Annotated in this window: 16 protein-coding genes and 1 pseudogene; 9 read left to right on the forward strand and 8 right to left on the reverse strand. The window is 71.6% G+C overall.

What is annotated here, in order from left to right:
* The first annotated feature begins 50 nt into the window (after window positions 1-50).
* The 6 genes from ACFWGZ_RS09385 (at window position 51) to ACFWGZ_RS09410 (ending at window position 5,532) form a co-directional block, all read left to right on the forward strand.
* Window positions 51-629, forward strand: a complete 579-nt coding sequence (locus ACFWGZ_RS09385) for a uridine kinase (RefSeq protein ID WP_382451007.1) — start codon at window positions 51-53, stop codon at window positions 627-629.
* Between the two features lie 70 nt (window positions 630-699).
* Window positions 700-1,674 (forward strand): hypothetical protein, encoded by a 975-nt coding sequence (locus tag ACFWGZ_RS09390; protein ID WP_382451008.1) that lies wholly within the window; start codon window positions 700-702, stop codon window positions 1,672-1,674.
* The gene (locus tag ACFWGZ_RS09395) at window positions 1,661-2,260 is read left to right on the forward strand and encodes a DUF4129 domain-containing protein (RefSeq protein WP_382451009.1); all 600 of its coding nucleotides are present in this window, start codon (window positions 1,661-1,663) and stop codon (window positions 2,258-2,260) included. Before ACFWGZ_RS09390 ends, ACFWGZ_RS09395 begins: the two co-directional genes overlap by 14 nt.
* The gene (locus ACFWGZ_RS09400; RefSeq protein ID WP_382451010.1) at window positions 2,257-3,288 is read left to right on the forward strand and encodes a DUF4350 domain-containing protein; all 1,032 of its coding nucleotides are present in this window, start codon (window positions 2,257-2,259) and stop codon (window positions 3,286-3,288) included. Before ACFWGZ_RS09395 ends, ACFWGZ_RS09400 begins: the two co-directional genes overlap by 4 nt.
* Window positions 3,285-4,241 (forward strand): AAA family ATPase, encoded by a 957-nt coding sequence (locus ACFWGZ_RS09405; RefSeq protein WP_382451011.1) that lies wholly within the window; start codon window positions 3,285-3,287, stop codon window positions 4,239-4,241. The genes ACFWGZ_RS09400 and ACFWGZ_RS09405 overlap by 4 nt, the downstream gene beginning before the upstream one ends.
* A gap of 1 nt (window position 4,242) precedes the next feature.
* Window positions 4,243-5,532 (forward strand): DUF58 domain-containing protein, encoded by a 1,290-nt coding sequence (locus ACFWGZ_RS09410; RefSeq protein ID WP_382451012.1) that lies wholly within the window; start codon window positions 4,243-4,245, stop codon window positions 5,530-5,532.
* On the opposite strand, the gene ACFWGZ_RS09415 is transcribed toward ACFWGZ_RS09410, so the two are convergent.
* On the reverse strand, window positions 5,529-6,536 hold the full coding sequence (locus ACFWGZ_RS09415; protein ID WP_382451013.1) for a stage II sporulation protein M: 1,008 nt from the start codon (window positions 6,534-6,536) through the stop codon (window positions 5,529-5,531). The genes ACFWGZ_RS09410 and ACFWGZ_RS09415 overlap by 4 nt on opposite strands.
* 19 nt (window positions 6,537-6,555) lie before the next feature.
* Here ACFWGZ_RS09415 and ACFWGZ_RS09420 point away from each other — a divergent pair, with 19 nt between their 5' ends.
* Entirely contained in the window at window positions 6,556-7,284 is a 729-nt protein-coding gene (locus ACFWGZ_RS09420) for an RDD family protein (RefSeq protein ID WP_382451014.1), read from the forward strand.
* Here the strand turns inward: ACFWGZ_RS09420 and ACFWGZ_RS09425 are convergent.
* On the reverse strand, window positions 7,281-8,186 hold the full coding sequence (locus ACFWGZ_RS09425) for a hypothetical protein (protein WP_382451015.1): 906 nt from the start codon (window positions 8,184-8,186) through the stop codon (window positions 7,281-7,283). The two genes, ACFWGZ_RS09420 and ACFWGZ_RS09425, sit on opposite strands and share 4 nt — an antisense overlap.
* Window positions 8,183-8,599 carry a nuclear transport factor 2 family protein gene (locus ACFWGZ_RS09430; RefSeq protein WP_382451016.1) on the reverse strand — a complete coding sequence of 139 codons (417 nt, stop codon included), beginning with the start codon at window positions 8,597-8,599 and terminating at the stop codon, window positions 8,183-8,185. Before ACFWGZ_RS09430 ends, ACFWGZ_RS09425 begins: the two co-directional genes overlap by 4 nt.
* Before the next feature lie 79 nt (window positions 8,600-8,678).
* Here ACFWGZ_RS09430 and ACFWGZ_RS09435 point away from each other — a divergent pair, with 79 nt between their 5' ends.
* On the forward strand, window positions 8,679-9,191 hold the full coding sequence (locus tag ACFWGZ_RS09435) for a TetR/AcrR family transcriptional regulator (RefSeq protein WP_382451017.1): 513 nt from the start codon (window positions 8,679-8,681) through the stop codon (window positions 9,189-9,191).
* Here the strand turns inward: ACFWGZ_RS09435 and ACFWGZ_RS09440 are convergent.
* From ACFWGZ_RS09440 to ACFWGZ_RS09455, 4 genes and pseudogenes are all read right to left on the reverse strand, one after another.
* Window positions 9,173-9,958 (reverse strand): energy-coupling factor ABC transporter ATP-binding protein, encoded by a 786-nt coding sequence (locus tag ACFWGZ_RS09440; RefSeq protein ID WP_382451041.1) that lies wholly within the window; start codon window positions 9,956-9,958, stop codon window positions 9,173-9,175. The genes ACFWGZ_RS09435 and ACFWGZ_RS09440 overlap by 19 nt on opposite strands.
* Window positions 9,947-10,585: pseudogene (cbiQ, locus tag ACFWGZ_RS09445) on the reverse strand (cobalt ECF transporter T component CbiQ); the annotation flags it as partial. The gene ACFWGZ_RS09440 and the pseudogene cbiQ, both read right to left, overlap by 12 nt.
* Window positions 10,582-10,866, reverse strand: coding sequence for a PDGLE domain-containing protein (locus tag ACFWGZ_RS09450; RefSeq protein ID WP_382451018.1), 285 nt, complete (start codon window positions 10,864-10,866; stop codon window positions 10,582-10,584). The gene ACFWGZ_RS09450 and the pseudogene cbiQ, both read right to left, overlap by 4 nt.
* A complete protein-coding gene (locus ACFWGZ_RS09455) occupies window positions 10,863-11,549 on the reverse strand; it encodes an energy-coupling factor ABC transporter permease (protein WP_382451019.1) in 687 nt (228 codons plus the stop codon). The genes ACFWGZ_RS09450 and ACFWGZ_RS09455 overlap by 4 nt, the downstream gene beginning before the upstream one ends.
* A 203-nt stretch (window positions 11,550-11,752) precedes the next feature.
* Here ACFWGZ_RS09455 and ACFWGZ_RS09460 point away from each other — a divergent pair, with 203 nt between their 5' ends.
* Complete coding sequence (locus tag ACFWGZ_RS09460) at window positions 11,753-13,102, forward strand: pyridoxal phosphate-dependent decarboxylase family protein (RefSeq protein ID WP_382451020.1); 1,350 nt, start codon at window positions 11,753-11,755, stop codon at window positions 13,100-13,102.
* A gap of 82 nt (window positions 13,103-13,184) precedes the next feature.
* Here the strand turns inward: ACFWGZ_RS09460 and ACFWGZ_RS09465 are convergent, their stop codons facing one another.
* A complete protein-coding gene (locus tag ACFWGZ_RS09465) occupies window positions 13,185-13,760 on the reverse strand; it encodes a MarR family winged helix-turn-helix transcriptional regulator (RefSeq protein WP_065920564.1) in 576 nt (191 codons plus the stop codon).
* Window positions 13,761-14,070: the final 310 nt, after the last annotated feature.

Here is a 14,070-nt window from a genome sequence, read left to right on the forward strand (position 1 = left end):
ACGTGCCACCGGACCGGAGCGGGCCAGGTCGTGTGCGAGGATCGCGTCCCGTGCCCATCCCCCGCGCCGTGCTGCTCGCCGGACCGTCCGGCTCCGGCAAGTCGACCCTCGCCGCCCACCTCGGCTGGCCCGTCCTGCGCCTCGACGACTTCTACCGCGACGGCGACGACCCGCTGCTGCCCCGCGACGAGCACGGCCGCGCGGACTGGGACGACGTCGGGTCGTGGAACGCGGACAAGGCGCTCGCGGCGATCATCGAGCTGTCGGAGACCGGTTCGGTCGAGGCGCCCGTCTACTCCATCAGCGAGGACCGCGCGGTCGGCACGCAGACGATCGAACTGGGCGACGCGCCCGCGTTCATCGCCGAGGGGCTCTTCGCGGACCTGCTGGTGCGGGGTGCCCGCGAGGCCGGGGTGCTGCGGGACGCGATCGTGCTCGCGCCGAGCCCGCCGGTCACGTTCGTGCGCCGGTTCGCCCGCGACGTCGCCGAGGCCCGCAAACCGGTTCCGACGCTGGTCAGGCGCGGGCTGAGGCTGATGCGCGAGCAGCCGCAGGTGGTCAGGAGGTGCGTCGCGGCGGGCATGCGCCGCACGACGCCGGCGAGGGCCAGGACCGAGCTCGTTTCGTGATCGTGTTGATCTGTGCCCAGTGCCCTGATCTGGCAGGATCCCGCACACACCACGACCGGGGGTAGCCGCTATGTCCGAAACGCCGGGCTGGTCCTCACCAGACCAGCAGCCGAACCAGCCGCAGCAGCCGTACGGCTACAACGCGCCGCCTCCGCCCGGAGCGCAGCCGTCGATCAAGCCCGGCGTGATCCCGCTGCGGCCGCTGGCGGTCGGCGAGATCGTGGACGGCGCGATCACCACCATGCGCCGCTACCCGAAGCTGATCATCGGCGCGGCCGCGGTCGTCGCCGCGATCACGCAGATCATCGGCCTGCTGGTGCAGCTGCCCTTCCTCGACGACCTCACCGCGCTCGCCACGCTCGACCCGAACGCGATGACGGACCAGCAGATCCTGGACCAGTTCCGCGACTCGATGGTCGGGTTCTTCGGCGGCACGTTCCTGAGCGTCCTGCCGCTGCTGCTCGGCACGGTGTTCCTGTCCGGCTTCATCACCGTCGTCGTGGGCCACGCCGTGCTGGGCGAGCCCGTCACGTTCGCGCAGGCGTGGGAGGAGTTCAAGCCGCGCCTGCTGCCGCTGCTCGGCGCGACGCTGCTGTCCGGCCTGGTGATCACCGTCGGCCTGGTCTTCTGCGTCATCCCCGGCATCTACCTGTACGTGATCTTCGCGCTGGTCACGCCCGCGCTGGTGCTGGAGCGCTGCGGCGTCGGCGCCGCGTTCGGCCGCTCGAACACCCTCGTCAAGGGCGCGTGGTGGCGCACGTTCGGCGTCCTGCTGCTCACCATCGTGATCGGCTCGGTGATCAGCTGGATCATCAGCCTGCCGTTCGGCCTGCTGGGTGCCGCGAGCACCGGCTTCAGCGCCGACCCGACGGCCGTGCTGAGCGTCGGTGCGCTGGTCCTGTCGACGGTCGGCGCGATCATCGCCTCGACGATCACGCTGCCGTTCAGCTCGGCCGTGACCGTGCTGCTCTACGTCGACCGCCGGATGCGCGCCGAGGGCATGGACATCGAACTCCAGCGGGCCGCAGGACATGGCGGTCTCTGACGTACCGGTAGATCTCGGCCGGGACGAGGCGCGCGAGGCGGCCGCACGGGAGCTCGCCGACCCCGCGTACGTCTCGGACGACCCCAACCCGCTGGAACGCGCCCTCGACTGGGTGCTGGACCGCCTCGGCGAGCTCTTCGCCGGGGCGGGCGGCGTCAGCGGCATCACCGCCGTCACCGTGCTCGTCGTGGTCGCGGTGGTCATCGTCGTCGTCGTCCGGCTGCGCACGGGACGCACCACCCGGTCGCGCCGCGCGAGCGGAGAGGTGTTCGGGTCCGCGGTCAGGACGGCCGCCGAGCACCGCGCCGCCGCCGAGCGGGCCGCGGCCGAAGGCGAGCTCGCCGAGGCCGTGCGCGAGCGGTTCCGCGCCGTCGTGCGGGAGCTGGAGCAGCGCGGCGTGCTCGACGCCCGCGCCGGGCGCACCGTCGACGAGGTCGCCGCCGAGGCGGGACGGGCACTTCCGGACCTGGCAGGCGACCTGCGCAGTGCTGCCGTGCAGTTCGACGACGTCTGGTACGGCGGCCGTCCCGCGACCGGTGAGGGCTACCGGCGGCTCGTCTCCGTCGACGACAGGGTGCGCGGATGACGGCGGTCTCCCCCGACGCCCGGCGGATCTGGACGGCGGCGCGCGGTCCCCTGCTGATCGGCGTGATCATCCTGTTCGCGGCCGTCGTGCTCGCGTTGCTGCGCGGCAGCGGCGAGGGCGGCTCGCTCGACCCCCGCTCGTTCCGCCCGGAGGGCAGTCACGCGGTCGCGCGGCTGCTGGAGCGCAACGGCGTGCGCGTCGAGCTCACCGACGACGCCTCCGCCGTGGAGGGCGCGACGCTGTTCGTGACGCAGCCGAACCTGATCGACCCGCAGCGGCTGGCCGGCCTGAGCCGCCGCGCGGCCGCCACGGTGCTGCTGGCCCCCGCGGGCGGGGTCGGCCGCGTGGACACCGCGACCCGGCAGCCCGGCTGCCCGCTCGCGGCGAAGGCCGGTGCGGCGACCAGCGGCGGGTTCGTCTACGAGGGCGAACAACGCTGCTACGACTCGACGTTGGTCCGCACGGGCACCGTGACGACGATCGGCAACGGCGCGATCTTCACCAACCGCGACCTCGACTCCGAGGGCAACGCGGCGCTCGCGCTGTCGTTGCTGGGGCAGCACGACCGGCTCGTCTGGTACGTGCCGTCCGCGGCGGACCGCTCGCAGCAGAAGTCGCTGGGGGACCTGGTCCCGGACGGCTGGAAGTTCGGCGCGCTGCAGCTCGCCGTCGCGGTCGTGCTGATCGCGCTGTGGCGGGCGCGGCGGCTGGGCCGGGTCGTGCCGGAACGGCTGCCGGTCGTGGTGCGCGCCGCCGAGACCGTCGAGGGGCGCGCCCGGCTCTACCGCCGTTCGCACGCCGCCGGTCACGCGGCCGCCGTGCTGCGGCAGGCGGCACGCGACCGGCTGACCTCGCTGCTGGGGCTGCCCGCGGGAGACGACCCGGCGGACGAGATCGCGCGCAGGACCTCCCGTCCCGCCGCCGGGATCAGGACTCTGCTGTATTCCGAGGAGCCCGTGGACGACCGGGGGCTGGTCGCGCTGGCATCCGCGCTCGACGCACTGGAGAACGAGGTTCGCAAGGGATGACTGTCACCACAGAGGAAGCACGCACGGCGCTGGTGGCGTTGCGCACGGAGATCGGCAAGGCCGTGGTGGGCAACGACGCCGCCGTCACGTCGTTGATCCTCGCGTTGCTGTGCAAGGGGCACGTGCTCCTGGAGGGCGTGCCGGGCGTCGCGAAGACGCTGCTGGTACGGGCCCTCGCGCGGGCGCTGGACCTGTCGACCACGCGCGTGCAGTTCACGCCCGACCTGATGCCGGGAGACCTGACCGGGTCGCTGGTCTACGACTCGCACAGCGCGGCGTTCTCCTTCCGCCAGGGCCCCGTGTTCACGAACCTGCTGCTGGCCGACGAGATCAACCGCACGCCGCCCAAGACGCAGGCCGCGCTGCTGGAGGCGATGGAGGAGAGGCAGGTCTCGGCCGACGGGCAGACGCGGCCGCTGCCGGCGCCGTTCATCGTCGTGGCGACCCAGAACCCGGTGGAGTACGAGGGCACCTACCCGTTGCCCGAGGCCCAGCTGGACCGGTTCCTGCTCAAGGTCACCATGCCGATCCCGGCGCGGGAGCACGAGATCGACGTGCTGACGCGCCACGCCGCCGGCTTCGACCCGCGCGACCTCTCCTCGCTGTCGCCGGTCGCCGGTGCCGAGCACCTGGACGCCGGTTCCGCGGCGGTGCGTTCGCTGACCGTGGCGCCCGAGGTGATCGCGTACGTCGTCGACGTGTGCCGTGCGACGCGAGAGTCCCCGGCGGTTCGCCTGGGCGTTTCTCCGCGTGGCGCAACGGCTCTGCTCGCTGTGGCGCGCGCGTGGGCGTGGCTCTCGGGCCGTGACTACGTGACGCCCGATGACGTGAAGGCACTCGCACGGCCCGCGTTGCGGCACCGGCTGGAGCTGCGCCCGGAGGCCGAACTGGAAGGCGTCACGGCGGACGGCGTGCTGGACGGCGTGCTCGGCGCGGTCCAGGTGCCGCGCTGACGTGGCGCTCACGGGCCGCGCGGGGCTGCTCGCGCTCATCGGCGTCCTCGTGGTGGGTCTGCTCCTGCCGTCGTGGCAGGGCATCTTCCTCATGCTCGGCGTTCTCGTGCTGTGCGTGGCCGTCGACTTGGTGCTGGCCGCAGGCGTTCGGCGCCTGACGTTCACGCGCGCTGGGGCGACCTCGGTGCGTACGGGCGAGTTGTGTGTGGTGCAGCTGACTGTCCACAACCCCGGCCGTCGGTTGCGGGGTGTTCTTCGGGACGGATGGGCGCCCTCGGCTGGTGTCGTCGCAGACCGGGTTGTGGTGGACGTGCCTGCCGGCGGTTCGCGTGTGTTGTCGTTCGAGCTACGACCTGTGCGCCGGGGCGACCGCACGGCAGACCGTGTGACGGTGCGTTCCCTCGGTCCGTTGGGCATTGCGGCACGGCAGGGTTCGCATCAGGTGCCGTGGACCGTGCGCGCGCTGCCGCCGTTCCACAGCCGTCGGCACCTTCCGCCCCTGCTGGAACGCTTGCGCGAGTTGGACGGCCGTCGCGCGTCGCTGATTCGTGGCGCCGGCACGGAGTTCGACTCGTTGCGCTCGTACGTCATCGGTGACGACGTGCGGTCGATCGACTGGCGTGCGTCGGCTCGTTCGTCGGACGTGGTCGTGCGGACATGGCGGCCGGAACGCGACCGCCAGGTGACGATCGTGCTCGACACCTCGCGCACGTCGGCCGGACGGGTCGACGGCGTGCTGGGCGGGCTGCCGCGGCTCGACACGTCGATGGACGCCGCGTTGTTGTTGTCCGCCTTGGCTTCCCGCGCCCGAGACCAGGTCGACCTCCTGGCGTTCGGCACGAAGGTCCGCGCGTCGGTGCCGCGCGCTTCGCTCCCCGTGCTGGTGCAGGCGATGGCACCGCTGGAGGCCGAACTGGTGGAGTTCGACGCCCGCGGCGCGGTCGCCGAGGTGCTGCGCCGAGCCTCGCGGCGGTCGCTGGTGGTGTTGCTGACATCGCTGGAACCGTCGATCGAGCACGGCTTGCTGCCATTGTTGCCGGCATTGGCCGCACGGCACCGGTTGCTGATCGCGTCGGTGCAAGACCCGGCCGTGCACGCGATGGCCTCGGGCCGTGGCGACCTGGAGTCCGTGTACGCCGCCGCAGCAGCGGAACGGACGTTGGCCGAACGCCGTCGCATCACCGCTTTGCTGACACGGCACGGTGTCGACGTCGTGGACGCACTGCCCGACGACCTGCCGCGCGCACTCGCGGACCGCTACCTGTCGTTGAAGGCAGCGGGAAAGCTCTAAACGGAGACCGGTGCGACGTCCTCGCGTTCGCGCGCGTCCACGTCGCCCGTCTCGCCCTCCAGCGCGGCCCTCCGGCCGATGACGAACACGTAGAGCAGGAACAGCACCTCGGCGACGCCCCCGATGCCGACGCGCGCCCACGTCGGCAGCCCGGACGGCGTCACGAACCCCTCCAGCACACCGGAGACGAGCAGCACCACGACCAGCCCGAGCGCGACGGCGACCACCGACCGCCCCTCGGCGGCCAGCGCCGCGGCACGGGTGCGGCGGCCGGGGTCGATCACCTGCCAGCCCAGCCGCATGCCGATGCCGGCCGCGACGAACACCGCCGTCAGCTCCAGCAACCCGTGCGGCGCCAGCAGTCCGAGGAACAGCCCGCCGCGCCCGGCGCCGAACATGAGGCCGATGCCGACGGCGACGTTGAGGGCGTTGGTGAGGAGCAGGTAGACCGGCGGGATCGCGAACAGCACGCCGAGCAGCAGGCAGGCGGCGGAGATCCAGGCGTTGTTCGTCCAGACCTTCGCCGCGAACGACCCGGCGGGCCCGCTGGAGTAGTAGGCCTCGTACCCACCGCCCGCCCTGGTCATCTCGCGGATCTCCTCCGGCGCGGCGATGGTGGCCTGCACGTCCGGGTTCGTCGCGATCCACGCCGCGACGAGTCCGGTGACCAGGTAGAACGCGAGCCCGGCCGGCACCCACCAGCGCCAGCCGAGGTAGATCGCGGCGGGCAGGCGGTGGGTGAAGAAGCGGGTGACCACGCGCCACGCGGGGGTGTGCGCGCCGGTCAGCGCCGACCGCGCGCCCGCGACCAGGGCCGAGAGGCGTTCGACGGTGGCCGGGTCGGGCATCCGGCTGCGCACGGTCGACAAGTGTGTCGTGACGCGCTGGTACAGCTCGACGAGCTCGTCGGCCTCCGGCCCGCTGAGCCTGCCGGACCGCTTCACGAGCTGCTCGAGCCGCTGCCACGACGCGCGGTGGCGCTCGATGAACACGTCCAGATCCACGATGGGTCACACTATCGGCGTGGGGGACCTGGTAACCGGTGAAGCCGTAGTTCTGGACCTGCGCGTCGCACAGCTCGCGAGCAGGGCGGTGGCGTTCGCGTTCGACGTGGCCGTGCAGTTCGGCCTGCTGCTGCTCGTGTTCCTGCTCTCGCCCGTCGACTTCGACGGCGCGCTGCAGTCAGCGCTGGCACTGGCGCTGACGGTGGCCGTGATGATCGGCTACCCCACGGCGGTCGAGACGCTGACCCGCGGCCGTTCGCTGGGCAAGCTCGTCATGGGCCTGCGCGTGGTGCGCGACGACGGCGGCGCGATCCGCTTCCGCCAGGCCCTGGTGCGCGCTCTCGGCGGGTTCGTCGTGGACTTCTGGGTGCTCGGCCTGGGCGGCGCGATCGCGTTGTTCGTGTCGCTGTTCTCCGCGCAGGGCAAGCGGGTCGGCGACTACCTGGCGGGCACGGTGGTGATCCACACCCGTGTGCCGAAGCGCGAGGTCTCCCCGGTGGCGATGCCGCCGGAGATGGCGGACTGGGCGGCCGGCCTCGACCTCTCACAGCTGCCGGAGGAGCTGGCGCTGGCGGTGCGGCAGTACCTGACGCGGTACCCGGAGCTGAGCGAGAAGGCCCGCTGGGACCTCGGGGTGCGGCTGGCGGACGACGTGGGCAGGGCGGTGCGGTCGCCCCGAGTCGAGTACACGCATCCGCAGGCCTATCTCGCGGCGGTGCTGGCGGAACGACGCCGGCGCGCTTCCTAGGCGCCTGCCAGCCGGAGGCGTTCGGCCCCCTGCTCCCGGACCGCCTCCAGCGACACCGGCGCGTCCCCGTGCAACGCCTCCCACCGCGCGTTGTGCACCGCGGTCCACAGGCTCCCGGCCCACGCGACCTCCCACTCCTGCGCGCTGAACCGCCGCCCGCGAAGCTCCTGGTAGGTCTCCAGGAACGCCGCCGAACTCGCGATCGGCACCAGCCCCGGCGGTGAGGCGTTCGCGAAGGCGCCCGAGGCCGCACCCACGAGTGCCGCCTCCGGCTGCCCGCCCAGGCTGTCCCAGTCGTGCACGGCCAGCACCTCGCCGTCCTGCCAGCGCAGGTTCTGCGCCTCGAAGTCCAGGTGCCCCAGCACGCACGGCAGCCGGGTGGCCAGCAGCCGCGTGCGCAACCGCAGAGCCATGTCCACGACGAACACCGGCACCACGCTCTGGTCCCGCGCGTCCAGGAAGTCGATCGACGGCCACGGCCCCGGATCCGTGTGGTCCCACCGGGACCAGCGCGGGTTCGGCAGCGGCGGCGCGACCGGCACGTCGGACAACGCGGCCATCAGCCGGGCGTAGACGGCCGCGTACCGCCTGGCCACCGCGGCGGAAGTGCCCGGCAGCATCGTGCCTCCGGGCAACGCCTCCTCCGCGTGCACGGCCAGTCCGCCCACCGCGACGACCGGCGTGATCGGGCGCGGGCACGGCAGTCCGCGCGAGGCCAGCACCGACTGCACGGCCAGGCAGGAGGCAGCGCGGCCGTCGTCCTCGCGGGCCTTCACGTAGACCCGGCGGCCGTCGGCCAGGCGCACGCCGTGCACCGACGAGGTCGACACCCGCGAGCAGAACACCTCGGCCGGTGCGCTCCCCAGCTCGGAAGCGCACCAGGCCGCGAGGTCGAAGGTCATGCGCCGAGCAGTTCCTGCAGCAGCAACGGGTTCATGTAGTCGTCGTAGCGGACGATCTCGCCGTCGCGCAACCGGATGATCGCGACGGCGGTGAAGGTGTAGTGGTCCTGCTTCACCTTCGACCAGCCGCGGTGGGTGATCTCCGAGACCACCACGGCGGGGTCGTGGGTGAGCCAGCACTGCGCCTCGACGTGCTGGATCTCGATCCGCTCCCGCACGGACGCGCCGCGGACCCGGGAGAAGTACGCGCGGAGCTCCTCGCGGCCGCGGACCTCCTCCGGCTGGAAGGACGTCGGGAACCGGTAGGCCATCACGCCGTCCTCGGCGAAGAGGTCGGCGAACCGGGCGTGCGTCTCCTCCCCCGCCACCATGCGGCGGACGTGCTCGACGATCTGTTCTGGCGTGCGTGCCATGCCGTGCCCCCAAGACTCGTAGAATCGGAACGGTGACCCCGCTTAGGACGATACGGAACGCACGCCCCGGTTGGCAACGATGAGAGCCGATGCGGCGCGCAACCGCGAGAAGGTGCTGGACGCGGCACGGCAGCTGTTCGCCGAACAGGGCTACGAGGTGCCGTTGGACGAGATAGCCGTGCGGGCGGGCGTCGGGCCCGGCACCGTCTACCGCCACTTCCCGACGAAGCAGGCGCTGTTCCAGGCCGTCACCGAGACGCGCGTGTCGGCCATGATCGCGTCCGCCGACGAGCCCGCGGAGAGCCCCGGGGAGGCGTTGTCCGCGTTCCTCGGGCGGATGGCGGACGAGGCGGCGGCGAAGCGGGACATGACGGACGCCTTCACGCTCTCAGCCGGTCTGCGCGAGAGCCTGCACGCCGCGCTGGGCGGCCTGCTCGCCCGGGCCCAGGAGTCCGGAGAGGTGCGCGCGGACGTCACGGCGACCGACCTCGTCGTGCTGATGAAGGGGCTGCTGCAGAACATGCACGAGGGCGCGAACCCCGCGGTGCTGCTGGAGATCGTGCTCGGCGGTCTTCAGAGCCGGAAGCCGTAGGGCAGTTCCAGGCGGTGCCGCGCGAGCAGGTCGGCGTCGGCGAGGAGCTCGCGGGTGGGGCCGTCCGCGACGACCACGCCGTCGTCGATCAGCACGCTGCGGGGGCAGATCTGCAACGCGAACGGCAGGTCGTGCGTGACCATCAGCATCGTGCGGTCCAACGACAGCAGCAGTTCGGCGAGCTCGCGCCGCGCCACCGGTTCGAGGTTCGCGGACGGCTCGTCGAGCACCAGGACCTCGGGGTCGCAGGCGAGCACGGACGCCAGCGCGACGCGGCGGCGCTGGCCGCCCGAGAGGTGCAGCGGCGAGCGGCCGGCGACGGACTCCATGCCGACGGCGCGCAACGCCCGCAGCACCCGGCCGTCCACGTCGGACATGCCGAAGTTGCGCGGCCCGAACGCCACGTCCTCGGCGACCGTCGGGCTGAACAGCTGGTCGTCGGGGTCCTGGAAGACGAGGCCGACGCGGCGGCGGATCTCGCGCAGGTTCTTCCTGGTCACCTCGAGGCCGGCGACCGACACCGTGCCCGAGCCGCCGGAGTGGACTCCGTTGAGGTGCAACGCGAACGTGGTCTTGCCGGCGCCGTTCGGGCCGAGCACCGCGACGCGTTCGCCGCGCTCCACCCGCAGGTCGACGCCGAACAGCGCCTGGTGCCCGTCGGGGTAGGCGAAGGCGAGCTTCGAGACCTCCAGCGCGGGTGCCTCCGGGGTCTCCGGCACGAAAGTCACCGAACCTCCAGGACTGCCGGTCCAGCCGCGCGACACCATTGCGAGGTGCACCCTCTCTCCGCGTTCGTAGGACCGGATGAACAACGTGCCGACCGAGCGCGCCGTGGCGCCCGCCTGCCACAGGAACCGCGGGTCGTCGCCGCGGGAGATGCGGGCGACGCGCATGCGCTTCGCCTCCCCCACCACCACCTCGCCGTAGCGGAGCATCAGCGTGGCGATCATGATCAACGGCGCGGGCACGCGCAGCGCCTGCAGGCCCTCGAGCAGCTCACCGGGAGCCGTCGTGGCGGCCAGCGTCAGGCTGACCAGCACACCGAGCGTTCCCTTGACGAGGATGTTCCAGCCCGCGAGCGAGCCCTCGACGGAGACGGAGAAGCCCAGGAAGTCGGCGCGCGGGTCCGTGCCGAAGATCGGCAGCAGGAACGCGAGCACGACGAACGGCGCCTCGATCACCGAGCGCTTGAGGAACCACTGCACGGGCACCCGCGCCACCGCCCACACGGCGACGATCACCAGCAGGTAGACCCCGAACAGCGGGAACCACGTGCGCGGTGTCGCCACGACGCCCAGCACGGCCCCGAACGCCACGAGGATCTTCACGTGGGGCGCGAGGCGGTGCACCGGCGAGTCGCCGGCGTGGTGCAGGACGTCGTGGCTGCCGCTCACTTCGCGGCAGGCTTCTTGCGCAGCAACCAGAACAGCCCGAACGACACGGCGAGCACCACGACGACGCCGAGCACGCCCGCCAGGCCGGTGAACTTGTCGTCACCGCCGAGCGCGTAGTCGGCGAACGCGCTGCCGGCGAACGGGTGCTCCTGCGCGTGCTCCGCGATGCCCGTCTCCTCGACGGTCTTGTCGAGGCCGTCCGGGTCGCCGGAGGCGAAGTAGGACAGCACGCCCGCGATCAGCAGCGACACCACCGCGAACCCGAGGAAGAACTTCTTCACGACCGCACCTCCAACGGCTTCCGATTGCCCCTGAGCAGGTAGACGAGATCGGGCCGGATCGCCGCGACCGACGTGACCGTCACCGCCGTGATCAGGCCCTCACCGATGCCGATCAACGCGTGCAGGCCCCACATCAGCACCGCGACCTTGCCGATCTCGACGCCACCGACCCCGCCGATCGCGTACTCGAGGACGAAGCCCGTCGACGCCACCACGGTGTTGACGAACGCCGAGATGAACGCGACGGCGGCCAGGCCGCCCTTGCCCCGCGCGGCGAGCTTGCGCAGCGCGACGGCGACGAGGAACCCGGTCACGGTGCCGATCAGCGCCATGTTGGTGACGTTGGCGCCGAGCGCGGTCAAGCCGCCGTCCGCGAACAGCAGCGCCTGCACGACGAGCACGATCGTCACGCACAGCGCGCCGACGTACGGGCCGACGAGGATCGCCGCGAGCGCGCCGCCGAGCAGGTGGCCGGAGGCGCCGGGCAGGATCGGGAAGTTGATCATCTGGACGGCGAAGATGAACGTGGCCACCAGGCCCGCCATCGGCGCCGTCCGGTCGTCGAGGTCGGCGCGAGCCCTGACCAGCGCGTACCCGACCCCCACGGCCGCGATGACGAGGAACACGACCGACACCGGCGCGTTCAGCAGACCGTCGCTCATGTGCATGGCAACAGGTGACATGGGCCAGAACGCTAATTGCCCGGCATCGGCTGTGGCTAGGACTGTGCAACAACAATCCCGATGCAGTAAGGCGTCGGTCGTCACACCGCGGCGCACCCTGTACCGGTTCGCCCGGTTCGTCCCCCGGCGGCTCGTCGCCGTGCGGGCATCTGCCGTAACGTCCAAATTCGAACATCCGGATTTCTGGACGAGTGGGGTGTGCGGTGGACCTTCAGCACTGGCTCAACGAGGCGCTGGCCAACCACGAGAAGTGGGCCGCCGAGTACGGAGCCTTCACACCCCACTCGTCGACGCAGGTCGACCCGACGGTGTTCGGCTCGGCGCTCGCGGAGCTGCAGGACCGGCTGCGCGACAACTACCCGTTCTTCCACCCGCGCTACGCGGGCCAGATGCTCAAGCCGCCGCACCCGGCCGCGGTCGTGGGCTACCTGTCGGCGATGCTGATCAACCCGAACAACCACGCGCTCGACGGCGGTCCCGCCACCGCCGCCATGGAACGCGAGGTGGTCGGGGAGCTCGCGGCGATGTTCGGCTACGGCGAGGGCCACCTCGGCCACCTGACCTCCAGCGGCACGATCGCGAACCTGGAGGCGCTCTTCGTCGCCCGTTCGCTGCATCCGGGCCGTGGCATCGCGTACTCCTCCGAGGCGCACTACACGCACTCACGGATGTGCGGCGTGCTCGCGATCGAGGGGTTCCCGGTGGCCGTGGACGGCCGTGGCCGCATGGATCTGGACGCCCTCGAGGAGCTGTTGAAGACCGGAAAGGTCGGAACGGTCGTCGTCACGCCCGGAACTACCGCTTTGGGTGCCGTCGAACCGGTGCATCTCGTGCTGGACGTCGCACGCCGCTACGACGTGAGGGTGCACGTCGACGGTGCGTACGGCGGCTTCTTCACCCTGCTCGCGGGCACCGACCTGGACCCCGAACCGTGGGAGGCCATCGGCTCGTGCGACTCGGTGGTGGTGGACCCGCACAAGCACGGTTTGCAGCCCTACGGGTGCGGCGCCGTCCTGTTCCGCGACTCGTCGGTCGGCCGCTTCTACCTGCACGAATCGCCCTACACGTACTTCACGTCCGACGAGCTGCACCTGGGTGAGATCAGCCTGGAGTGCTCCCGGGCGGGGGCGGCCGCGGCCGGCCTCTGGCTGACCCTGCGACTGCTGCCGCTGACCCGCGGCGGACTGGGCGAGGTCTTGGCGGCGGGACGGCGGGCGGCCGTGCGGTGGGCGTCGATGATCCGCGAGTCGGAGCACCTGGAGCTCTACCAGGAGCCCGAGCTCGACATCGTGACCTACTTCCCCCGCACCAGCCCGTTGAGCCTGTCGGCCGTCGACGCCGCGTCGCACCGGGTGATGGAGACCGGCATGAACGCCGCCGTCGACCCGGTGTTCCTGAGCGTGGCACGGGCGTCGAGGGCGGCGTTCGCGGCGCGGCACCCCCGGGTGGTGGCCGACGCCGACGGGGCACGGGTGCTGCGCAGCGTGCTGATGAAGCCGGAGTCCGAGGAATACCTGGACACGCTGCACGCGCGGGTGTCGGAGCTGGTCTGAGCCCTGCGCTCTGGCCGGTCAGACCCCCGGCGACGCCGAAGTGGGCGGCTCACTCCCGGTGAGCCGCCCTGACAGCGCGTGATCAGCCGTGCTTGGCCCGGCGGCCGGAGCGCCGCGGCGGCAGCGGCGTGTCCCCGCGCAGGTCGAGCCGGCGCTGCTCGCCGTTGGCCTCGAGGTGCGTGACCATGCGGCGCAGCATCTCGGCCAGCGACTGGGCCTCCGACGACTCCAGCGGGTCGGAGACGAAGACCTCCTCCTCGTTGAACTTCGGGAAGAGGTCGGCCATCAGCTCCTCACCCTCGGGGGTGAGGCGCAGGACCGCGAGGCGCCCGTCGGTGGGGTGGCCCATGCGCTCCAGCAGGCCCCTGGACTGCAGCGTCTTGGCGACGCCGGTCAGGGTGCCCTTGGAGATGCCGGCCTCCTCGGCGACGTAGCGCGTCTCCATCTCGCCCCAGATCCACACGACCCAGAGCACGACGAAGCCGGTCCAGGTCAGATCGCTGGTGCGCAGCACGGAGTTCTCGAGGTGCTGGCGGATGGCGGTCGCGGCGCGGTGGATGTTCGACACCGCCGCCATCTGCTCGCGGTGCAGCGGCACCGCGCCGAGCTTCGCCTGAACGGCTTTCTCGGTCTCGGCAATCGTGTGGTGACCAGACAACTCAAAGTCTCCCGTGCTCGAGCTCAGGTGTTCCCGGCACAATACTTGCGGTTCCGAACTATGTCTGTGATGTGGTGCGAGTCCGTCCGCACCCACTTTGATCACGATCCCACATCGTGCAAGATCTCGTGACGGTCGTCACCCGTCCAGTTACGGACTGTTGCCCCGTGGTGGACGATGAGTGCGGAGCACCACTGAGACCGAACACGGTCTTCACTCCGCGGACGGGTCGATGGCGTGTGCCCCTCGACGTTATCCCCTCCGCGCCAGCGACACACTGTGCCGGAAAGGTAGTCCGACGTGGTCGGTG

Source organism: Lentzea sp. NPDC060358, from assembly GCF_042725365.1.
GTDB lineage: Bacteria > Actinomycetota > Actinomycetes > Mycobacteriales > Pseudonocardiaceae > Lentzea.

What these genes read in the sequence shown, in the direction of transcription:
- ACFWGZ_RS09440 (WP_382451041.1), bottom strand. Translation starts at nt 9,958, where the DNA reads ATGGTGTCGCGCGGCTGGACCGGCAGTCCTGGAGGTTCGGTGACTTTC.
- ACFWGZ_RS09435 (WP_382451017.1), top strand. Translation starts at nt 8,679, where the DNA reads ATGAGAGCCGATGCGGCGCGCAACCGCGAGAAGGTGCTGGACGCGGCA.
- ACFWGZ_RS09455 (WP_382451019.1), bottom strand. Translation starts at nt 11,549, where the DNA reads ATGTCACCTGTTGCCATGCACATGAGCGACGGTCTGCTGAACGCGCCG.
- ACFWGZ_RS09430 (WP_382451016.1), bottom strand. Translation starts at nt 8,599, where the DNA reads ATGGCACGCACGCCAGAACAGATCGTCGAGCACGTCCGCCGCATGGTG.
- ACFWGZ_RS09425 (WP_382451015.1), bottom strand. Translation starts at nt 8,186, where the DNA reads ATGACCTTCGACCTCGCGGCCTGGTGCGCTTCCGAGCTGGGGAGCGCA.
- ACFWGZ_RS09400 (WP_382451010.1), top strand. Translation starts at nt 2,257, where the DNA reads ATGACGGCGGTCTCCCCCGACGCCCGGCGGATCTGGACGGCGGCGCGC.
- ACFWGZ_RS09390 (WP_382451008.1), top strand. Translation starts at nt 700, where the DNA reads ATGTCCGAAACGCCGGGCTGGTCCTCACCAGACCAGCAGCCGAACCAG.
- ACFWGZ_RS09405 (WP_382451011.1), top strand. Translation starts at nt 3,285, where the DNA reads ATGACTGTCACCACAGAGGAAGCACGCACGGCGCTGGTGGCGTTGCGC.
- ACFWGZ_RS09395 (WP_382451009.1), top strand. Translation starts at nt 1,661, where the DNA reads ATGGCGGTCTCTGACGTACCGGTAGATCTCGGCCGGGACGAGGCGCGC.